A 21,708-nucleotide genomic window follows, 5' to 3' on the forward strand; every position below is an offset into this window, starting at 1 on the left:
ACTACTCGAGGGCCGCCTGGAGCAGTTCGATCGGCGTCGGCGGCTCCGACGCCACCGAGGAGCGATTCTCGAGTTGGGTCCGACAGGACGCGCCGGGGGCGACGACCCGGTCGCCGTCGCTCTCGGCGACCTGTTCGTAGAGGATCGACGCGATTGCGTCGCTCATCGAGGCGTGTTCGGCCTCGTAGCCGAAACTGCCGGCCATTCCACAACAGCCCGAATCCAGCGGATCGACCTCGTATCCGGCGCGCCGGAGGACGCCGACGGCGTGGTGGTCTTTCCGCGTCGCCTTCTGGTGGCAGTGGCCGTGATAGGTCAGCGACTCACCCGCGACGTCGGAATCGAACGCGAGGTTCTCGTCCAGTCCGAGGCTGTCGACGTACTCACAGACGCCGTAGGTGGCGCTCGCGAGCATCTCCGCGGCGTCGTCCGCGAGCAGATCGAGGTAGTCCGACTGAAACATGACGGCGTCGGAGGGCTCGATGACGACGACGTCCCAGCCGTCGGCGGCAAGCGGCGCGAGCGCCTCGACGTTTTCGACCGCTGTGTTGCGAGCCTTCTCGAGGAATCCCTTCGAGAACGCAGGGCGGCCGGTGTCGCCGACGCCGTCGGGGACGCGTACGTGAACGCCGGCGGCCTCCAGCACTCGTACTGCGGCCTTGCCGGCTTCCGGGTGGTTGTGATTGGTGTAGGTGTCGGGGTAGAGGACGGCCTTGTGCACCGCCTCGGTCTCCGAGACGCGACATCCGCCACGTCGGTCGAACCAGTCGCGGAATGTCATCGCGTGAAACGTCGGGAGCGAGCGACTCGAGTCGATCCCGATGGTGGCCTCGAGCAGCCGACGGGAACCGGGGAGTTTCGATGCGAGGTTCGAAAGCGGTGCGAGCCGAGAGCCCCAGGCCGAAAGCGTGGCGACCTCGGCAAAGAGCCGGTCGCGGAGCGTCGCGCCGTTTCGCTCGTGGTACTCGTGGGTGACCTCCGCTTTGAGCTTCGCCATGTCGACCTCGCTCGGGCAGTCGATCGCACAGCCCTTACAGCCGATACAGAGTCCCATCACCTCCTCGACGAACTCGTCGGAAAACGCTTCACCGGGCTCGATATCTCCGCTCATGGCCTGACGGAGCGCGTTCGCACGTCCACGCGTCGCCGTGATCTCTTCGTGGCTCGCGCGGTAGGTCGGACACATCACGCCGCCGGTCGTCGACTGCTCGCCGCGACAGCCGCCACAGCCGTGACAGAGTTCGACCATCCCCTGGAAGCCGTTGTCGTTGTCCCACTCGAGGCTCGGTTCGAAGCCGGCCTCGAAGGCGTAATCGGGATCGAACCGGAGGTGGTCCCGAAGGTCGGTCGGATCGTCCGCTCGGAAGACGACCTGTCCTGGATTCAGCAGCCAGTCGGGGTCGAACGCGGTCTTGAGATCCTGGAACGTCTCCCAGAGGTCGTCGCCGTAGAGCTTCTGGTTCCACTGGGTTCGTGCGCGCCCGTCGCCGTGTTCACCCGAGACCGAGCCGCCGAGTTCGACGACGAGGTCGGTCACGTCGTCGGCGATGCCGTACAGCTGCTCGAGTCCGATCTCCGTCTTCGTGTTGACCAGCGGGCGGACGTGGAGCACTCCCGGACCCGCGTGGGCGTAGATGCTGGCGTACGTGTCGTGGTCCTCGAGGATCGCCTCGAACCCCTCGACGAACTCCGGTAGGTGCGCGGGCGGGATGCCGGTGTCCTCGATGAACGAGATGTGTTTCTCGTCGGTCGTCCGCGAGAGCAAGATCGGAAGCCCGGATTTGCGAAGCTTCCAGAGTTTCGCTCGCTCCGCGTCGTCGTAGGCCTCGATCGCCGCGAGTGCGAGCGTTTCGCCGTCGGTTTCGAGGGCATCGTTGGCCGGCTCTCCCTCGGCGTCAGCGTCGGGACAGCGATCGGCGAGGAGACCGGCGACCTGTTCGCGGCCGTGGGCCGCGTCGTCGGCGTAGAACTCCACGAGCAAGACGGCGTTCGTCCCGTCCGGGAGGATCTCCGTGACGGGGCCGAACTCGGCAGTGCCTCGCGCCAGATCGATGAGGACGTCGTCGAGTACTTCGACCGCGGAAGGATCGTGTTCGAGGACCGGCGCGACGTCGCGCATAGCGTCGTGGAGCTCCGGATAGCAAAGCAGGGAGACGGCTTTCGTCTCCGGAACGGGCTCGAGCGAGACCGTCGCCTCGGTGACGATCGCGAGCGTTCCCTCGCTGCCCGCGAGCATGCGTGCGAGGTTGACCGTTCCCGCGTCGCCGGTCTCTTCGCCGCCCGGCAACGTGTCTCCCCGAGACTCGGCAACGAGCCGATCCAGGTTGTATCCCGAGACGTTTCGCTTGAGATCCGGATACGCATCCTCGATCAGGTCGGCGTCCTCCTCGAGAATCCGGTCGACTTCGGCGTAGATCCGCGCCTCGAGGTCGCCGTCGGGGTCGGCGCGATCCGTGATCTCTTCGAGGCTCACCTCACCGAACTCGGTGACGGTGCCGTCGGCGAGGACCACTTCACACGACTCGATGTACGCGTCGGTTTTCCCGTATTTGAGCGAGTGCGCACCGGTCGAGTTGTTGCCGATCGCACCGCCGATCGCACTCTTGTCACCCCAGGCCGGGTCGGGCGCGAATTTGAGGTCGTGTGGTTCGAGTGCCTCGTTGAGCGTCCCGAGGATCGTCCCCGGCTGGACGGTCGCACGCCGACCGTCGGCGTCGACCTCGAGGATCTCGTTCATGTGTCGGGTGAAATCGAGGACGACCGCACGGTTGACCGTCTGACCGGCGAGACTCGTCCCGCCACCCCGGGGGAGGACTGGGATCGTCCGCTCGGCGCAGTACTCGAGGATGCTGGCGACGTCCGCCGTCGACTCCGGGAACGCGACCGCGATCGGCGTCACCTCGTAGGGGCTCGCGTCCGTTGCGTATAGCTCTCGAGAGTACGAATCTGCACGGACCGTACAGCCGACGACGCGCTCTAAGTCGTCGACCAGCGCCGGTCGATCGACATCGTCGCTCCGATAATCGTAGTTCGCCCGTCGGTCGGCTGCCGGATCGACACTCGGCTCGAGGGACATACCTACATCTTGCCGTTCGCCGGCTTAAAGCGTCGGGCTTTGGTGCGTGCGGGTTCGAGAACCTCACGCTCTCCACGTGATTACAGAATGAAAAATCAAAATAGTTATATATAATATTAGCTACTGTATTCCAGAACCATCAATTTATGATACGTTAGCCAGAACATCTCTCATCGACATATTCGTCTAACTCTCAAAACGACGATAATGGGTGCTGTAAGGCCGAAATACCAGTTTTCCGCGGATATGAGCCAGCTGCGAGTTACGTGGTTGTACAACTCGGTTGCGGGGCATAAAACCGATTGAAACGGTAGATTACGATCGATATCGAAAGAATGTCGAATACGTCAATGAAACTGGTGGCTCTATATATAACACAATAGTAAGATAATACTTTTTTTGAAACTATCACTCGAGATCCCGTTGGTCGACGACGGTGACCGAGAGCGAGCGGACTCCTTCGTCCGTCTGCACTCCTCATACGGATTCCTTTCCTGGGAGGGAGTATCGTCGCAGTTCAGCGATTCGAAACACGGGACCGTGCGACGTGACTGCGTCGAGGACCACGAACCACCCGGTTGGAGACGATACTCCCTCCGATCTCCCGGCGCAGCCGCCCAGTAGTCGCGATTGTGCCGGCACTGACGGCCAGGAAACCGTATCACTGTGAGCCGCCGCGTGATCGGATCTATTATAGTACCAACTGCACCAATGTACACACCGATCGCCGATCCGTCTGACGATCGGGTGTGTGATGACGTGCGGTGGCTACCGTATCCGTGCGACCGCGAGTCGAATCCCTTGAGACGGGCTGTCATCGTTCGAGTCGTCGCGACGATCGTCGTTCGTCTCTCGTCGGGGACGTGTCGGGCGCTGCCAGTCCCTGGCCGTCCAACGACGACGGAGTGGTCTGCGTACGTTTCGAACACGCCCCGGGCGTGTCAGAACACCACTGTCCCTCGAGTACCGAATACCATCTTTTCGAGGGGCCACTTGTTCCGCTGGTCACTCTCCGTCGCCGGTCTCTGATCGTCTCGATCGGCATATGGTACGCTGTCTGATACGTTCGGTGCGGGAAATACGGTCGACGCTCGAGGGCCGGAAACCCTCGACAGCGTTGCATTCGTGACCGATCCTCTTCTCGCCGTGTTGGACGATCTAGATTACATGTGTATGTTCGTAAATCGAAACGGTGACGACCGGGGCGCAGCGGGCAGTTCGCGTGAGACGAAACCGTCGTTTTCAGGCTCGAGTTCGTCGGCGAGTTCACCTATCGGCGCCGTCAGTTTTGTCCCTAAATTGAACGATTATGCTCGTTCGAGTCGTTACCGCAGTAGTGGCCATTTCGCACTCGTTTCTGGATAGACACATGTCTGATTATTGATTGCGGTTGTTCCGTATCGTCAGCGGCTTCGGCGTTCGTTTGGGGGTTGAACGATGCGGGTTGGTGTCTAATCGATACGCGACTCGTCGAACGTTCTGCGGTCGCAGGTCATTTTTCGCACCGGTTACTGCAGTCAGTGTTGCGCAGCTGCCCAGCGGTCACGGGTGCGCCGGGAGATCGGGACAGCAATCCGCATCGGAAAACACATATGCGAAAAAGTATTATCCTAAAACTAGTTAGTATCCGTGAGGTCCGATACCATCTCGAACAATGTCAAGACAGTCGATTAACCGTCTTTGATGGGTAGATGATCGACTGACAATGATACATATCTCGATAATATATTTATCGTTCGGTGTCGACGAATCTCTGTTCTCGAGAACCGATAGTCTGGTATAGTGTTTTGGCAAGCCTACGCTGCATGGTCGAATCGGACCACACCACCGAATTCGACCCTGCAGTCAACACTTGGGAGAATACTATAGTAGCCATCGCACGTCATTACACACCCGATCGGGCCGTCCTTCGTCGATCTCGTGGGGTGACGTCGTCGACGAGAGCGGATTCGACTCGACCACGGAGGGGTCTGACGATCGAGGGGATTTGACGACGTCTCGGCACCGTCTCCGGCTGTCAACCGGCACGCCACAGAGCGACTGGTCAGCTCTTGACCGGTTCACACGGCGTTCTGGTCGAGTTCAGATCCGCTGTGACGTGTGTGGAACGTACGAGGTTACGAGCCTCCCGGTCCGGCGCGTGTGACTGCGCCGAGTCGTCGCTCCCACTCCGTTCGGGGTCGGTCTCGAGTCGCCCGATCGGGACCGGTGTTCGAACTCTGCGGTAGCGTTTACGTCCCGCGATCGACGGACGAACCACACGATCGGTGGTCGCACCGGACTGTCGTCGTGTAGTGAACGGATGTTTTACTATACTAAACAGTTTCTCACTCGAGAGAACAGTTGGTATCGCCGGGAGACGAACGGTCGAGGAAAACGGATACCAGGAGTACCGTCGTTTCAGATTCGGAGGTTGTTAGTAGCGTCCCAAGCCTGAACTGATGGGCGAAATCACGCGGCGGGTGTCGATTTCGCTCATCGATCGATGGTTGGCGGTGTACTATATTTCGGTGATACGTTCGTGGCTCTCGTCGATCGCCTCGGCGTCTTCCGGCAGGAGGGCGACGACGAGGAAGTCCGTGTACTCTTCGAAGTACTCGACGAGGGCCGCGATCCGGTTCGAGTCGAGCGCCTCGAGTGAGTCCAATAGCATGAATGGAACGACGTCGTACACCTCGTGAACCAGGTAGCCTGCGAGTGCGAAGATCAATCCCGTCACCTCGCGTTCGCTCTCACTCAGGTGGTCGATCGTGTCCTCGTAGGTTCGACCGTCATCGGTGCTTCGGACGATGTGCAGGTCGAACTTCGTCTGTTCGGACTTCTGGCGTCCCTGTCGGACCGTCTCTGCGACCCGTTCGATCCAGATTCGATCGATATTGTCGTACTCGAGTACTTCGAGGACGGCGTCCATGTGCTCGTTGAACGATTCGACGGCCTGTTGTTCGATCCGGTCGATCCGGGTTCGAAGCTCCTCGAGTTCGTCACGGATCTCCTCGCGGCGACTCGTGAGTCGTTCCTCTTCGCCGAGTGCGGACTCGATCTCGTCGATCTCTTCGGTCGTCGTCTCGAGTTCGCGTTCGAGGCGGCCGAGCGAGAACTCGAGTTCGTTCGCGCGTCGGTTGAGGTCGAGGAGACCGTCCTCGTCGCTTTCGTCTTCCGTCTCGTCGTCGGCTTCGGCCTCGAGTTCGGCTGCTTCGGCCTCGAGCGTTTCGATCTCCGACTCGAGTTCCTCCTGGCGTTCGGTGAGGTCGTCGAGGCGGTTCTCGCGGCGCTCGATTTCGTTTTCGACGTCGGTTAGTCGGTTCTCGACGCGCTCACGTCGCTTGCGCGTCTGATCGATCTCCCGTCGTTCGGTTCGGAGCGATTTGATCTGTTCTTCCAGGTCGTCGCGCTCGCTCAGTTTCGTCTCCTGGAGCGAGCGGAGTCGATCGATCGTCCCTTCGATCTCGCTTCGTTGGACTTCGCTCCCGCAGGTCCAACAGCGGACCGTCTCGTCGTCTTCGATCAACTGGTCCGTGACCGTCCCGTCCCCGGCGGTGTCGCCGTCGGCGAGCAGTTCTCGAATTTCGGGGTGAGAGCCTTCGAGCATCTCCTCGTTGAACTGGACGATGCTCTGGAGTTGGCTGACGACGCCGTCGATCGACTGGGACCGACGCTGGAGTCGGTCGATTTCCGCGTCGATATCGTCTCGATTCAGCGATCCGTCCTCCGGGAGGTCCTCGGCTTCCTCCTGTAACTCGTCGCGTTCCTCTCGGAGCGCCGCCAGACTCTCGCGTTCGGTATCGAGATCGAATCGGATGTCTTCGAGCGACGATCGGCGCTCCCGAAGTTCGTTCAGTTTCTCCTCGAGTTCGTCCTGGTCGTCGCGACGTGTTTCGGCGTCCGCCTCGGCCTCTTCGATCGCCTCTTTGACACGTTCGAGCTCCGATTCTTTCTCCTCGATCTGGCTCTGGACGTCGGTTCGTTGTTGTTCGAGCCCGGGAAGTTCGTTCTTGAGCGCCTCGAGACGACCGAGTTCGTCCGAGATCTGTTCTTTTTCGGCACTGAGACGCGTAATCTCGGATTCGATCTCGTCGGTGTCGACGGGTCGAAGGATGATCTCACGGAGGTCGTCTCCCGTCGTCACCGCTCGTCTGGCCGGGTTCGACTCCAGTAGGAACGCAAAGAGATCGGCGAGTTCGGCGTCGTCGAGATACGGCTCTCCCCCCATGATGACCGCTCCGCCGCTTCGCTTTAGCGTCCGACGGTAGGTGTCATCGCCGATCTGGAGTTCGGCGTACCCCTCGTCGGTGTCTGCCTTCAACGAGGCGTATTCGCCACCGAGCGCGGCCATAAACGCCTGCAGAAGCGACGTTCGGTTGGTCGCGTTTCGCCCCGCGAGAACGGTGGCCCCCGACTCGAGTTCGACTGTCGTTTCGTCGATACCGCCGATATTCTCGGCCCGTAATTGTATCTCTCGGGCAACAGGTTGCTGCGTAGCCATCGTTCGAATAACTTCCCACGCGAGTGATAAACCTTTGGTGCTTGGGTCGACGCCGTGATAGACAGTAATAACGAGCAATTTGGAACGTGGTACTATTGACGTTTTAATATAACTTCTATTATTTGTATACTGTTCTGTCGTATTGACTCAACTGACGGATCGCAGCTGGTTTTTCCCGATTGTATGTGGTTAAAATCGCTAATTTAGTTGTGTTTTTAGTTATTTAGGCCTAATAACCCATCTAAACAAAATTCGAATAGCACGTTCACTCACTCTTTATATATTATCTATCTTATCATAGTCTCTAAATATTATCTTACTTATTATACAGGCTCGAGACTAACCAATCTCTCACATCCTATCGTGTTTCTCGGTTGCCGTTTCCTCAAAAGTGGGGTATCAGTACTCTGCTGTCGGCGAAAACGCGAACGAACCAGGACCGACGAAATCACGGCAGTCGGACGGCAACGGCCACGAGTTGCCGAGACGGATCGACTGGCGGTGACCGATACCGCCTCGAGCGGTACGGGATGCCGTCCGTGGGATCAACGCCCGCGATTCGACGAATCCTCTCGAATCACTGCGACGCTGGCGAGTTGATCTCCCGCCGTCACGGTCGCCTCGTGGGTGAGTGCGTAGAGAATACCGCTCCGATCGGCGACTGCGTCGTGGAGGGGTTCGTACGTCGTCGGATCGTAGACGGTTCCGACTCGGTCTCCCTCGTCGACTGCTGTTCCGACCGTCAGCGAGGGCTCCGGACGAAACAGGCCGGATTCGTCCGCACTGAGCTTTCCGAGGTGGTTCCGTGCGATCGTCTGGTCTCGCTTCGTCGCCGTTCCGGGGAGCATCTCGAGTGACCGAAGGACGTTTAGCAGGCCCTCGACGCCCAATTCGACGGCGTCCTCGACGATCTGTTTGTTGTACGCGAGTTCGGGAGTGATCGACGGAATCCCCTCGTCGGCTGCGGCAACTCTGAGCTTCCCGTCGAACTCTCGTCTGTGCCACTCCTCGGACGCGTCGTCGTTGGCCGGTTCCGAGAGCAACAGATCGGTGCCGAACGCCGCCGCCAACTGACGCGAGCGTTCGTCCCCCTGGCGAAAGACGACGTGTGGGTACATATTGGGGCTCCCGGTGTGGAGGTCGACGATGGCGTCTGCATCGACGGCGAGCTCCCAGAGGCGTGCGGCCATTCGCTCGTGGAGGGTTCCGTCGTCGTCTCCCGGCCAGACCCGGTTCATGTTCGGGTTGACGCTATCGAAGGGTTCCGGCGTCGTGTAGGTGACGCGGTCGAACGTCAACGGGTTCGCCACCGGGACCGCGACGACGGTTCCCGAAAGCGACTCGAGGGGCAGTCGGTCGTGAAACCGTCTGAGCGTCTCGGTGCCGTTGACCTCCCGGCCGTGCTGGGCGGCCTGGACGTAGACGGTCGGACCGTCAGTCGCTCCCCGGTAGGTATGGATCGTCGTCGTGAGTTCGACTCCCGACGACAACCGGGCGAGCGTCACGGACTCGACCGAGTGCGATCCGGCGTTCATACGTGTCCGTTTGCCAGCCGGTGATATATACTGTCGGCCGGAACGATGTGGCGGCGACGCCGTCGACTCGAGACCACCACCGTTTTGAGGCGGCCCGTCGTCGCCGAGGTATGGGCAACGTTACTGCGACCCTGCATACGAGCGAGGGAGATATCGAGGTCGAACTCTACGACGAGCGCGCGCCGCGGACGGTCGACAACTTCGTCGGCCTCGCCACCGGCGGCAAGACCTGGACCGACCCCGAGACGGGCGAAGAGGTCGAGGGCGAACCGCTGTACGACGACGTGCTGTTCCACCGGATCATCGACGGCTTCATGATCCAGGGCGGCGACCCGACCGGCACCGGGCGGGGCGGGCCGGGCTACCAGTTCGACGACGAGTTCCACGACGACCTGCGCCACGACGACGCGGGCATCCTCAGCATGGCGAACTCGGGTCCCGACACGAACGGCTCGCAGTTTTTCATCACGCTCGAGGCGACGCCCCACCTCGACGACCGCCACTCGGTGTTCGGGAAGGTCATCGACGGGATGGACGTCGTTCGCGAGATCGGAAACGCACCGACCGACCGTGACGACCGACCGAAAGAGGACATCCTGCTCGAGTCGGTTTCCGTCGACTACGAGTAACGCGACCGCTCCGGCAGAGAGTCCGATCGCTGTCCCAGTTTTCCGGTACGATCACGAACGAGTCTCCGTCGCGGACGACACCTTCCCGTCACCGCGCCGAATCAGCACCGTTATTTCCCCGCCCGTCACACCACCGACATCCACCGACGAACCCTCATGGCGGTCACCGCCACAGGATTTGGCAGTATCGTCGCCGGTTGCTCGAGTTCGGGTGACGGCGAGACCGGTAACGGCGCAACGACGGACGACGGGACCGATGCCGGTGTGTCAGACTCGAGTTCCGACTCCCGTGCGGAGCCCGACGCCGACGAGGGACTGGAGTCGGACACCGACGCTGACGCCGGTTCGCAAGCGGACGTCGACGTGATCGACGCGACGTTGCAGACGAGCGAAGGCGACGTCGAGGTCGAACTCTATGCTGGCCGCGCGCCGCGGACGGTCGCCAACTTCGTCGGCCTCGCCACCGGCGAACAGGCTTGGGTCGATCCGGAGTCCGAGGAGGTGATCGAGGGCGAACCGCTGTACGACGACGTGCTCTTCCATCGCGTCATCGACGGCTTCATGATCCAGACCGGCGACCCGACGGGAACCGGCCACGGCGGCCCGGGCTACCAGTTCGACGACGAGTTCCACGACGACCTGCGCCACGACGATGCGGGCATCCTCAGCATGGCGAACTCGGGTCCCGATACGAACGGCTCGCAGTTTTTCATCACGCTCGAGGCGACGCCCCACCTCGACGACCAGCACGCGGTCTTCGGGAAAGTTACCGACGGGATGGACGTCGTCCGCGAGATCGGTTCCGTCGAGACCGACGGGAACGATCGTCCGGCGGACGATGTCCTGCTCGAGTCGGTCACCGTCCGTACCGAGTAACGGGATCTTGCACTTACCGTCGCTCGTTCTCGAGTTGCTCGACGCGTGCCTCGAGTTGCTCGATTCGCTGCTCGTAGCCGCGTTTTCCGTCGAGGAAGTTGAAGATCGCGACGATGACGACGATCGGGATCGCCACGTAGAAGACGAGCATCACGAGGATGAGCAGCAGTTCTGGACCACCCGGGGCACCGGGGATGAACTGGGGGACCATACCGACGTGTCGATTCGCTCGTTACATCAACCTATCGACATCCTGCCCGGATCGGTTGGATGCGGTTGGGGGTGTCGTAGAACGAGTCGAGTGGTGTTCTTTTCGTCCCAATCGGTCTGGACTATCCGTTCACTATACGTGCGAATCTGTCGATAAATCTGAAGGGTTGAACCCGGACGAAAAATCACTACGGCTTCCCTTTGCGTAGCCGCCCCCTCCCGAGAAGGTGAAGTTCCTAAAGGGCTACTGTTCGAAGTTGGTTCGTTGGTCGAGTACGGATTCGGAAGTGTCTATCGATGCGTCTCCATCGTGAGCCGAGACGCTCACCGTGGGGCCGTTCCGGATCTGAACGACATAATCCAGGTACGTGAACTTGATTTCTACCCCACTGGTGGTTGAGTCCGCATCCGCCTGAATAAGCGCGTCCAGCGCGTCCGGATCGACGACGCTAAACAACGGTGGTGATAACTCGCTTGGCGAAACGCCCTCTTTCCTGGCTACCATCTCAATTATCTGGTACGACGGATCATGTGCCCCCATTACCAACACCAGGTTGCGATAGTCCATCAATGTTCCCCCGAATATGGCACATTCAACAAATATGGGGCTCAAATGTGCAAAATGCGCAGCCCAGTTCCCGGGCGAGCAATCACAGTGGGTCACCCTCGTCGTATGGGACACCAACAGTGTAGATTCCCGCAATACGGACGAAGATTTACACAGATAGCGGGATTGTGCCTACCTATGGGCCAAATCGCACTCGACGACGTCGATCGCGGTATCCTCTTCCTGCTCCAGGAGGATGCCCGGAATACCACCATCGCTGAGATCGCAGAGAAGGTGGAGGTCTCCAACAGTACCATCCGTAACCGGATCGAGCGTCTGGAGGGGAGGGGCATCATCGAAGGGTACTATCCAAAGATCGACTACGAGCAGGCGAACTACCCGCTACACGTGCTGTTCGTCTGTAGCGCCCCCGCCGACGAGCGCGAGGAGTTGGCCCTCAACGCACTGGATTGCCGCGGGGTAGTTGACGTCCGTGAGATGCTCACGAGCAGGCTGAACATCTTCATCGAGGTCGTTGCCACGAACACCCGGGATCTGGCCGAAATCACCAGCGATCTCACTTCCTTGGGCTTCGAGATCGAGTCCTCCGAAATCGTCACTAACCACTACACCCGCCCCTGGGGGGAGTTCGAGTTCGAAGAAGCCGAGGAGTAGCCCGACTGGCCGATTATCGAATTCCTTGATAAATATGTGGAATGTGCAACTCCGTGGTGAGATAATGCGGATTAAACAGTGATTATTCTGAGTTTGGCGCAATCTTTTTGCGGATTCGAGCCGAGCGTTAGAACGAAACAGATGGGTCGGTGAGACAAGCTCGTCTGTTCTTACCAACATATGACCGACCAATCCCCACGCGATCCGACCATTCAACGGGAGCGTGCCACCCTCGACGAGCTGTTCGAGGCGCTCAGCAAGCCCCCTCGTCGCCGCATCCTGACGACGCTTGCTGACGCGAGACGCGAATCCGAGAGGCGAAGCCGAGTTTGTCCCGGGTGATTTCACCAGTGATGGGCGACGCGAAGACGTCTTGATGCGGCTGCACCACACTCATCTCCCAAAGCTCGATGAGGCGGGCTTCATCGAGTGGAACCCCAATTCGAAGACGATTACACGAGGGTTGCGCTTCGACGAAATTGCGCCACTTATCGAGTTGATAATCGCTAACCGGGACGAACTTCCAGCGGGCTGGCCGTAGGTCGGTGTGACGTTCCGGTGTAGACTCCAATTTCGGAGGCTCCAGTGGGACTCTGTTGGTAGGGAGTCAGAGGGTACATCGTACGACCACCGAGACCACGGCACTGTCATCGTCACTGGAATACGGTAACGAACCCAGCAGCCTCACTCAGTCAAGAATCCAGACGAGGAGAGCAAAATCGTCATTCGGTTCGTGCCTAGCGAGGACGCAACCTGGATGGATGAACTCGCCGAATCGTACGACGAAGCAACTCGCTAATCCACATTCTATGACATCCTGTACGATTACGTGGGAAACAGGATTTCAGTCGTGTGGCGGAGGTCACGACGACAGGATCTCGTCGTAGCGGGCACCGGTCTGTTTCAACGTCTTCGTCGAGTAGAGCCGTTCGTGCTCGACCGGCAGGTGCTCCGAGGCGAGTTCGTCGATCTTCGCGTCGACAGCCGCGGCGTCCCGGCCGTGGATCATCGTAAACAGGTTGTACGGCCACTCGAGGTTGGACCGTCGAGGGCGGTGATAACAGAGCGTGACGGACGGCAGTTGGCCCGCCCGTTCGCCTCGTTCGTCGAGTTCGTCGTCGGGGACGTCCCAGACGACCATGCAGTTTTCGTCGAACCCGGTGACGACGTGGTCGATCACGCAGCCGATGCGCTTGAGACAGCCGTTGTCCTGCAGGCGGGAAATCGCCTCGAGCACCCGGTCGACGTCGGCTCCGAGTTCGTCGGCGATCTCGGCGTACGGGGTCGCCGAGAGGGGAAAGCCGTTCTGAATCGCGAGCAGGAGATCGGCGTCGAACGCGGAGAGATTCCCCGTCGCCTCCTCGCTGATCCGGGTCGCCGTCGCGTCCGTCCGATCCGCGAGCGACTCGCGGGCGAACCGATCGGCGTTGACGACCGGGAACTCGAGGTCGATGTAGTAGTCGGTCAGCATCGGCAGATCGAGTACGCGACAGCCCGTCTGCGCTTCGATCTCCGTGAGAATCCGGTCGCGGGTCTCACGCGAACCGGCGGTGACGACGAACCACATGTTCCACTCGTGATCGCGGGCGTAGTTGTGGTTGACCTGCCGGTAGCCGTTGACGACCGCTGCAACCTTCGCGAACCGCTCTTCGGGCGCTTCGACCGCCGCGAGCGTCGAGGAGCCGATGACCGGCGGATTGAGGACCGCGCCGAACCGCCGGACGATGCCGAGGTCGACGAGTCGGCGCACGCGCTCGAGTGCCTCGTCGCCGTCGGTTCCCAGTTGCTCGCCGATGCGGTCGAACGGACGCGTCTCGACTGGGAGACCGCTCTGGTAGCCGTCGACGATGGCGGCGTCCACGTCGTCGATCTCTTCGCGCCACTCCCCCGAGAGGCTGCTCATCAACGGCCCTAGGGGGATTCGAAAGGTATCGCTTTCGGCCCGTTCGCGCGCGGTTACAGCCAGCCGACGCCCCGCAGCAGGTACGGAACGGCACCCGCGCAGGGACCGAGCGCGAACACGTCTTCGCCGATCCGCGCTCGGTAGCTCGCCTCGAGTTCCGAAACTGACGTCGCCAGCGACGGTCCGTTCTCCGTCCCCTCTCGAATTTGCGGACCGGTTCTCGAGGGAGTATCGTCACGGTAACAATTATTGCCGTGGGTGTCGTTATCACTCGACATGGTACTGACCGACCCGATCACGATCGACGGGGACGAACGCGAGCGGATCTACGGCTACGTCGAGGCCCACGGTGCGGTCGACACACGACAGGCCCGCCGGGACCTGTTCCCACAGGACCCACACGGCGATCCGCAACACGAGCGGGCGTTTCGCCACAACGTGGCGATCCTCAAACGCGACGGCTACCTCGAGGAGGGTGAGGACGATACGTTGCGAATCGCCATCGATCTCTCGGACGAACGCGAGGAGTTCTCGGCCGACGATGTCGACGTCACGATCCGGCCGGCCAGCCAGGAGGATTTGACGGGGATCGTCGGTGCGATCCGCCGCGTCGTCGAGGAGATGACCTCCATCGAAGCGGAGTCGGTCGCGGACGCACTCGACCACGAGGACGTCCTGTTGCGCCACAACGACGTCGAGTCGCGCATGTTCTTCGTCGCGACCGTCGACGGCGACGTCGTCGGCTGGGCCCACCTCCACGTTCCCAAACTCGAGAAGCTGAGCCACACCGCCGAACTCACCGTCGGCGTCCTAGAGGAGTACCGCGGGATCGGAATCGGCAGCGGCCTGCTGGATCGCGCACTCGAGTGGGCACTCGAGAACGGTCAGGAGAAAGTCTACCAGAGCGTTCCGTCGACCAACGAGGAGGCGATCGCGTTCTTCGAGGACCGCGGCTGGACGATCGAGGCGGTCCGCGAGGACCACTACAAACTCGACGAGGAGTACATCGACGAGGTGATGATGGCAATCTCGCCGTAACTGGCTCTATATCGATACATCCGTCGACGATATCCTCTCTTTGGGAGGCGATCTCTCCACTACAGTCCGTAATCTCGCGTGATCGGTCAACCCCGGAAACGGGACGCTTTTGCGTCGTCCCATCCAACACCGGTCCATGACTCAGGCGACCCAGGCGTTCGGCGAGTGGCCGCTGAAGCGGTTGATGACCGACGTCGTCGGCTCCGGACACAAATCGGCCGACGACATGACCCGCGACCAGGCTCGCGAGGCCTTCCAGCGGATCCTCGCCGGCGAACCCGACGGGACGACGCTTGGCGCGTTCTGGCTGGCGAACCGGTGGAAGCGAAATACACCGGAGGAACTCGCGGCGTACACCGACGTCATGCGCGAGGAGTCGGTCGTCACCGCCGAACCCGACTGTGATCCTGTCGACTGCGGGGCGAACTACGACGGCAAGCACACCTCGGCCGTCCTCGGTGTCGGCGCCGGCGTCGTCGCTGCGGCCGCGGAAACGCCGGTCGTCGTTCACTCCGGTGACCGAGTCCCCACCCAGAAGGCGACGGCGTACAAGCACGTCCTCGACGAGCTCGGCGTCCAGACGGAACTCGAGCCCGGCGAAAGCGCCGCGATGGTCGACGACACCGGTTTCGGATTTTACTACCAGCCCGCGTTCAATCCGGGAATTCAGGAACTCTACGACCGGCGCGACCGGATGGGTGTGCGAACGTTCGTGAACACGATCGAGACGGTCGCCAACCCCGCGAACGCCGACGTCCATCTCGGCTCGTTCTACCACCTCGCGTTCGCAAAGAAGATGATCGATCTGATCGAAGAGAGCGAGGAACTCGCGTTCTCGCGGGCCATCTTCTTTCAGGGGATGGAAGGCTACGACGACATCCGCCCCGGATACACCAAGGTGGCCGAGTGGGATCGTGCGGCGGGTGCCTCCGAGGATGCGAACGGCGACCTCGAGGACTACGAGATCGAAACCGCCGACTACGGCATGGAGATGGACGGCGACGACCTCGCCGTCGACGACGTCACCGCCGACTCGGCGACGATCACCGAGGAGGTACTCGCCGGCGAGCGCGAAGACCAGTTCGCCGACGCTATCGCACTCAACGGGGCGTTCCGGATGTACGCCCGCCAGGACGTCGATACTCTCGAGGACGGACTCGAGCGGGCCCGCGAGGCCCTCGCAGACGGCAGCGCCGAGGCAGTCCTCGAGGCGCTTCGCGCGTTCTGATTTCCGTCGCCATTTCTCGGCCGTAACCGGTCTCAATTGCAAATCAGCCGAAAGGTAACTGCCAGAACGTATAAGACGCCTTTCGTCCTCCGCTAGGCCATGTGTCGGGAACTAAAGCGGGAGCCGTCGTGGGTGGCGGCTATCCGTCTCGCTTTCCTTCGCGGACGCGTCGACGTCGAGAGCGTCGTCGAGGAGGCGAACCTGGTCCCCGGCAAGGAACGAACGGTCCGCGACGTCCTCGAGACGATGGCCCGACGGGGCGTCCTCGAGGAGACCGACGCCGACGGCGCGTACGTTCCTGGTCCCGTGCTCCTCGAGTCCGACCGGTACGATCTGAACTTCGAGCGGGCGTCCGACGGCGGCGCACACCGCTGGCGATCGACCGGATGATCGGGGGCGACGCGTCGATGGCCACCCGACGACGTATAGCGAAAACTATGTAGTCACTACGAAAAAACGTAGCGCACATGGGCCGTCTCACGGACACGAAAGTCTCCGAGAAGAACCTGACGACAGTGCCGAAACCCGTCCGCAACTTCCTCGACGTTGGTGCCGGTGATCGGGTCGAGTGGCACGTCGAGGACGGACGCATCATCGTCGAAAAGCAGACGAACGACTCCTCGTAAGGGTCGTTTTCTTCACGCTCCGCCGTCGAGAGACGAATCTCTGTGTCTCGACACGCGAGTCGACGGGAATGCGGGATGATATCTATTATCGGGGTAACATTTATCATGGCTGTGACCGTCATCATCGATCGTGGTAATAGCATGCCCATAGTGAGGGGTTATAAAAGATGACGCACCAGTACGCCAGTCCGATCCATCCAACAGGAGGTCGATCGTAGTGGAGTTCGACGGCGAGTTCGAACTCGAGGGCGTCCCGCCGGAGAAGGCGTGGATCGTCCTCTCGGATCCGATCGCGGTCCGAAACTCCCTGAAGGGCTGTCGGTACATCACGCCGATGGACGACGAGTTCAGTTTCGACGAGTACGAACCGGACGAGGGCGCGGAGACGCTCCCGGAGGCCGACCCCGAGGTCGTCGCCGATCGCGCCTTCCGGGAGGGGGAGCGCTACGCCGCGTTGATGCAGATCGGCGTCGGTAGCGTGAAACCCCGGTTCGAGACGACGGTCACGATCGACGAGCGCGACGACGAGAGCCTCGAGATGATCGCCTCGGGCGGCGGCGACGCGAGCTCCAGCAGCTTCAGCATGACCTCCGGCATGCGGATCCACGATCTCGAGGGCGGGGAGGGCGCGCGCATCGAGTGGTGGACGGAAGCCGACATCACCGGGCGGATCGCCCAGCTCGGCTCCCGCGTGATCAAACCGGTCGCCGACAAGATCGTGACCAACTTCTTCGGGAGTATCGAGCAGCAGATGACCGACGTCGACGCGGAGACCGACGAAAGCGTCACCGATAGACTCAGGAACATGCTATGAAAGCCGCACAGTTCGAACACCACGAACCGTCGACGGTCGACGAGGCGGTCAGCCTCCTCGAGAGTCTGGACGAGCCGACGATCCTCGCGGGCGGGCAGAGTCTCGTCCCGATGCTTCGATTTCGGCTGGCCCGTCCCGAGACGGTCGTCGACATCAACGGCATCGACTCGCTCGACTACCTCCGGGAGGAAAACGGCTTCCTCACACTCGGCGCGCTCGCACGGCACGCGGACGTCGAGAACTCGGCGACCGTCGCCGACCGCTACGGGAGCTTCGCCGACGCCGCGCCGCTCGTGGCCGATCCGCAGATCCGCAATCGCGGGACGGTCGTCGGTTCGGTCGCGCAGGCGGACCCGAAAGGCGACTGGGGGAGCGTCCTGTTGGCCCACGACGGCGCGGTCGTCGCCCACGGCCCCGACGGCGAACGGACGATCCCCGCGGACGACTTCTTCCTGTTGCCCTACGACACGACGCTCGCGGAGGACGAACTCGCGACCGCACTCCGGGTTCCGACGCCCGAGCCGCGGGAGGGAAGCGCCTATCACAAGTTAAAGCGCAAGACCGGTGACTACGCGATGGCCGGCGTCGCCGCACGGCTCGTCTTCGACGACGACGGGCGGATCGCGGACGCGGGGATCGGGATGACCGCGGTCGACATCACGAACGCCCGGGCGAAGGAAGCGGAGGCCCACCTCGAGGGCGAGCGGCCGAGCCCGGAGCTCCTCGAGGAAGCCGGCGAACTGGCCGCAGAGGAGTCGAATCCCGAATCGGACGAACACGGCGACGCCTCCTACAAGGAACGGATGGTCGACGTCCTCACCCAGCGGGCGCTGGCGGACGCCGCCGAGCGCGCGGGCGTCGTCGAACGGAGGGTTCCACAATGACGGAGACGCGAGAAATCACGCTGACGGTCAACGGTACGGAACGAACGATCGACGCCGAGCCGAGGCAACTGCTCGTCCACGCGATCCGCGAGGATCTCGACCTGACGGGCACCCACATCGGCTGTGACACCGGAAACTGTGGCGCCTGTACCGTCCTCGTCGACGGGGAGCCGCTCAAGTCCTGTCTCATGCTCGCGGTGCAAGCCGACGGGAGCGAGGTGCTCACCGTCGAAGGAATGGCGGAGCTTCCGGAGTCGGCCGGCGACCTTCATCCCATTCAGGAGGGGTTCCACGAGGAACACGGCCTGCAGTGTGGCTACTGTACGCCGGGGATGATCGTGGCCGGGAAGGCGTTGCTCGACGAGAATCCGGATCCCGACGAGGAGGAGATCCGCGAGGCGATCAGCGGCAACCTCTGTCGGTGTACCGGCTACCAGAACATCGTGCGCTCGATCGAGTACGCCGCCGAGGAACTCGAGGCGCGTGCGGCCGCGGACGGCGGAACGGACGTCGCTTCGCCCGCCGAATCCACGCCCGACGTCGCCGGTGGCCAGGACGGCCCGGCGTTCGACTGCGGCGTCGAGAACTGCTGTGGCGGGCCGTCGCTCGAGGCAGATGAGGCCGACCAACCGACCGACGGTAAGACGGCGAACGGCCACGACGCGGCCCGCGACGACGGAGGTGCCAGCCGATGAGCAGCGACCACGAGAACTCGGCCGACACGGAGTACCAGCACGCCGAGGACGGCGGCCCGCAGCCGGAGAAACACTGCGGCCACGGCCGCGGCGGGATGGGCGAGGAGGTCAGACGCAAGGAGGACCAGCGGTTCATCACGGGTCGGGGTAACTACGTCGACGACGTGAAGAAGCCGGGGATGCTCCACTGCGAACTCGTTCGCAGCCCTCACGCCCACGCCCGGATCGAGGAGATCGACGGCTCGCGGGCGATGGACATGGACGGCGTCGTCGCCGTCCTCACCGCCGAGGACCTCCTCGAGTACGATCTGGCGACGATGCCGACGCTGATGGACGACACCCAGGACGTCCTCGTCAACGACAAGGTCAAGTTCCAGTCCCAGGAGGTCGCGGCGGTGATCGCCGAAGATCGGTACGTGGCCAAAGACGGTGCGGAGAAAGTCGACGTCACCTACGACGTCCTGGATCCGGTCGTCGACGCCGACGACGCCCTCGAGGACGATGCGCCGTTGATCCGCGAGGACATCGAGGACAAGGAGGACAACCACATCTTCGACTGGGAGACTGGCGACGAGGAGGCGACCGCGCAGGCGTTCGAGGAGGCCGACGTCACGGTCGAAGAGGAGATGTTCTACCAGCGTCTCCATCCCGCCCCGATCGAGACCTGCGGTGCCGTCGGCGACTACGATCCCGGGAAGGACAAGTTGACGGTTCACATGACCTCGCAGGCACCTCACATCCACCGGACGCTGTTCGCGCAGGTGTCGGGGATTCCCGAACACAAGATCCGGATCGTGAGTCCGGACGTCGGCGGCGGCTTCGGCAACAAGGTGCCGATCTATCCCGGCTACGTCGTCGCCGCGGCCGCGTCGTACGTCCTGGAACAGCCCGTCAAGTGGGTCGAAGAGCGCTCGGAGAACATCCAGACGACGGGCTTCGCCCGCGACTACGACATGACAGGCGAGATCGCCGCCACCGAGGACGGCGAGATCCTCGCGGTCAGAACCGACGTGCTCGCCAACCACGGCGCGTACAACGCGGCGGCCCAGCCCTCGAAGTTCCCCGCCGGCTTCTTCAACATCTTCACCGGCTCCTACGACATCGACGCGGCCTACGCCTCGCTGTCGGCGGCGTACACCAACACCGCGCCGGGCGGCATCGCCTACCGGTGTTCGTTCCGGGTCACCGAGGCCGTCTACCTCATCGAACGGATGGTGAAGGTGCTCGCCGACGAACTCGAGGTCGATCCCACGGAGATCCGGCGGAAGAACTTCATCCAGCCCGAGCAGTTCCCCTACGAGAGCCCGACCGGCTGGAACTACGATTCGGGCGACTACGAGTCGGCGCTGGATCTCGCCCTCGAGATGGCTGAGTACGAGGAGTACCGCGAGGAACAACAACGGCGAATCGAGAACGACGCCGACAAACTGCTCGGCATTGGCATCTCCTCGTTCACGGAGGTCGTCGGGGCCGGCCCCGGCAAGACCTGTGACATCGCGGGCGTCGAGATGTTCGACTCCGCGGAGATCCGGATCCACCCGACCGGGAAAGCGACGGTCCGGGTCGGTGTCCAGACCCAGGGCCAGGGCCACGAGACGACGTTCGCCCAGATCGTCGCCGAAGAGCTGGGAATGGACGTCGACGATATCGTCGTCGAACACGGCGACACCGACACCGATCCCTACGGTCTGGGAACGTACGGCTCCCGGAGCACGCCCGTCGCCGGCGCGGCGACCGCCGTCGCCTCGCGCAAGGTCCGCGACAAGGCCAAAACGATCGCCGCGAACGAACTCGAGGCCGACGAGGGGGACATCGAGTGGGACCGCGAGAGCGGCGAGTTCCACGTCGCCGGTGCACCGGATCGATCGATCACGATCACCGAGATCGCCGCGGGTGCGTACATGAACAACCCGGCTGGCGAGGAGCCCGGCCTCGAGGCGGTCAACTACTACGACCCGCCGGAGATGACCTACCCCTTCGGTTCGTACGTCGTGGTCGTGGAGGTCGACCGCGAGACCGGCGAGGTCGAGTTCGAGAAGTTCGTCGCCGTCGACGACTGTGGCAACCGGATCAACCCGATGGTCATCGAGGGCCAGATCCACGGCGGCCTCGCCCAGGGGATCGGCACCGCGATGATGGAACACGTCACCTACGACGACAACGGCAACGTCACCGGCGGGGACTTCATGAACTACCTGTTGCCGACGGCGATGGAGATCCCGGAGTTCGAGACGGGCCACACCGTCACGCCCTCCCCCCACCACCCGATCGGCGCGAAAGGCGTCGGCGAGTCGCCCACCGTCGGCTCGCCGCCGGCGATCGTCAACGCCGTCGTCGATGCGATGGCCCACGCGGGCGTCTCCCACGTCGAGATGCCGATGACGCCCGATGTCGTCTGGGAGGCCCTCGACGAGGCTGGCCTCGCACAACAGCCCGCCGCGAACCTCGAATTCGAACTCGAGAGCGGGGAAGCGGCCGACGACTGACCG

At 62.2% G+C, this 21,708-nt stretch carries 19 protein-coding genes; 12 read left to right on the plus strand and 7 right to left on the minus strand.

From position 1 onward, the window contains the following. Position 1 precedes the first annotated feature (1 nt). The 3 genes from FYC77_RS10115 to FYC77_RS10125 form a co-directional block, all read right to left on the minus strand. Positions 2–3,076, minus strand: a complete 3,075-nt coding sequence (locus tag FYC77_RS10115; RefSeq protein ID WP_149081385.1) for an FAD-binding and (Fe-S)-binding domain-containing protein — start codon at positions 3,074–3,076, stop codon at positions 2–4. 2,500 nt (positions 3,077–5,576) lie between these two features. Beyond that, a complete protein-coding gene (locus FYC77_RS10120; RefSeq protein ID WP_149081386.1) occupies positions 5,577–7,559 on the minus strand; it encodes an archaea-specific SMC-related protein in 1,983 nt (660 codons plus the stop codon). 545 nt (positions 7,560–8,104) lie between these two features. Beyond that, a complete protein-coding gene (locus FYC77_RS10125) occupies positions 8,105–9,094 on the minus strand; it encodes a succinylglutamate desuccinylase/aspartoacylase family protein (protein WP_149081387.1) in 990 nt (329 codons plus the stop codon). A gap of 110 nt (positions 9,095–9,204) precedes the next feature. Here FYC77_RS10125 and FYC77_RS10130 point away from each other — a divergent pair, with 110 nt between their 5' ends. Next, positions 9,205–9,723: a peptidylprolyl isomerase gene (locus FYC77_RS10130; protein WP_149081388.1), complete on the plus strand. Its 519-nt coding sequence runs from the start codon at positions 9,205–9,207 to the stop codon at positions 9,721–9,723. A 315-nt stretch (positions 9,724–10,038) separates the two neighbouring features. Then, positions 10,039–10,599, plus strand: a complete 561-nt coding sequence (locus FYC77_RS10135) for a peptidylprolyl isomerase (protein ID WP_149081462.1) — start codon at positions 10,039–10,041, stop codon at positions 10,597–10,599. A gap of 13 nt (positions 10,600–10,612) precedes the next feature. On the opposite strand, the gene FYC77_RS10140 is transcribed toward FYC77_RS10135, so the two are convergent. Both FYC77_RS10140 and FYC77_RS10145 read right to left on the minus strand, forming a co-directional pair. Further along, positions 10,613–10,810, minus strand: a complete 198-nt coding sequence (locus FYC77_RS10140) for a hypothetical protein (protein ID WP_149081389.1) — start codon at positions 10,808–10,810, stop codon at positions 10,613–10,615. Positions 10,811–11,053: 243 nt separating this feature from the next. Next, positions 11,054–11,350 (minus strand): HalOD1 output domain-containing protein, encoded by a 297-nt coding sequence (locus FYC77_RS10145; RefSeq protein ID WP_149081390.1) that lies wholly within the window; start codon positions 11,348–11,350, stop codon positions 11,054–11,056. Between the two features lie 204 nt (positions 11,351–11,554). On the opposite strand from FYC77_RS10145, the gene FYC77_RS10150 reads away from it, so the two are divergent. Further along, positions 11,555–12,031 (plus strand): Lrp/AsnC family transcriptional regulator, encoded by a 477-nt coding sequence (locus FYC77_RS10150; protein ID WP_149081391.1) that lies wholly within the window; start codon positions 11,555–11,557, stop codon positions 12,029–12,031. A gap of 289 nt (positions 12,032–12,320) precedes the next feature. Then, positions 12,321–12,572 (plus strand): DUF7344 domain-containing protein, encoded by a 252-nt coding sequence (locus tag FYC77_RS21170; RefSeq protein WP_449406745.1) that lies wholly within the window; start codon positions 12,321–12,323, stop codon positions 12,570–12,572. Positions 12,573–12,893: 321 nt separating this feature from the next. On the opposite strand, the gene ahbB is transcribed toward FYC77_RS21170, so the two are convergent. After that, positions 12,894–13,934, minus strand: coding sequence for a siroheme decarboxylase subunit beta (gene ahbB, locus FYC77_RS10155; RefSeq protein WP_149081392.1), 1,041 nt, complete (start codon positions 13,932–13,934; stop codon positions 12,894–12,896). 53 nt (positions 13,935–13,987) lie between these two features. Next, positions 13,988–14,212 carry a hypothetical protein gene (locus FYC77_RS10160; protein ID WP_149081393.1) on the minus strand — a complete coding sequence of 75 codons (225 nt, stop codon included), beginning with the start codon at positions 14,210–14,212 and terminating at the stop codon, positions 13,988–13,990. On the opposite strand from FYC77_RS10160, the gene FYC77_RS10165 reads away from it, so the two are divergent. From FYC77_RS10165 to FYC77_RS10200, 8 genes are all read left to right on the plus strand, one after another. Beyond that, positions 14,211–14,972 carry a GNAT family N-acetyltransferase gene (locus FYC77_RS10165; RefSeq protein ID WP_149081394.1) on the plus strand — a complete coding sequence of 254 codons (762 nt, stop codon included), beginning with the start codon at positions 14,211–14,213 and terminating at the stop codon, positions 14,970–14,972. The genes FYC77_RS10160 and FYC77_RS10165 overlap by 2 nt on opposite strands. Positions 14,973–15,108: 136 nt before the next feature. Beyond that, positions 15,109–16,200, plus strand: a complete 1,092-nt coding sequence (locus FYC77_RS10170; protein WP_149081395.1) for an anthranilate phosphoribosyltransferase — start codon at positions 15,109–15,111, stop codon at positions 16,198–16,200. A 99-nt stretch (positions 16,201–16,299) separates the two neighbouring features. Beyond that, positions 16,300–16,590: a hypothetical protein gene (locus FYC77_RS10175; RefSeq protein ID WP_149081396.1), complete on the plus strand. Its 291-nt coding sequence runs from the start codon at positions 16,300–16,302 to the stop codon at positions 16,588–16,590. 77 nt (positions 16,591–16,667) lie between these two features. Continuing rightward, positions 16,668–16,826 carry an AbrB/MazE/SpoVT family DNA-binding domain-containing protein gene (locus FYC77_RS10180; protein ID WP_149081397.1) on the plus strand — a complete coding sequence of 53 codons (159 nt, stop codon included), beginning with the start codon at positions 16,668–16,670 and terminating at the stop codon, positions 16,824–16,826. 217 nt (positions 16,827–17,043) lie between these two features. Beyond that, the gene (locus FYC77_RS10185) at positions 17,044–17,640 is read left to right on the plus strand and encodes a CoxG family protein (RefSeq protein WP_149081398.1); all 597 of its coding nucleotides are present in this window, start codon (positions 17,044–17,046) and stop codon (positions 17,638–17,640) included. Then, positions 17,637–18,524 carry an FAD binding domain-containing protein gene (locus FYC77_RS10190; protein WP_149081399.1) on the plus strand — a complete coding sequence of 296 codons (888 nt, stop codon included), beginning with the start codon at positions 17,637–17,639 and terminating at the stop codon, positions 18,522–18,524. The genes FYC77_RS10185 and FYC77_RS10190 overlap by 4 nt, the downstream gene beginning before the upstream one ends. Continuing rightward, positions 18,521–19,219: a (2Fe-2S)-binding protein gene (locus FYC77_RS10195; RefSeq protein ID WP_149081400.1), complete on the plus strand. Its 699-nt coding sequence runs from the start codon at positions 18,521–18,523 to the stop codon at positions 19,217–19,219. Before FYC77_RS10190 ends, FYC77_RS10195 begins: the two co-directional genes overlap by 4 nt. Then, a complete protein-coding gene (locus tag FYC77_RS10200; RefSeq protein ID WP_149081401.1) occupies positions 19,216–21,705 on the plus strand; it encodes an aerobic carbon-monoxide dehydrogenase large subunit in 2,490 nt (829 codons plus the stop codon). Before FYC77_RS10195 ends, FYC77_RS10200 begins: the two co-directional genes overlap by 4 nt. The last annotated feature ends 3 nt before the right edge of the window (positions 21,706–21,708 follow it).

Origin of the sequence: Natrialba swarupiae, from assembly GCF_008245225.1 — an archaeon.
In the GTDB taxonomy this organism is placed as follows: Archaea; Halobacteriota; Halobacteria; order Halobacteriales; family Natrialbaceae; genus Natrarchaeobius; species Natrarchaeobius swarupiae.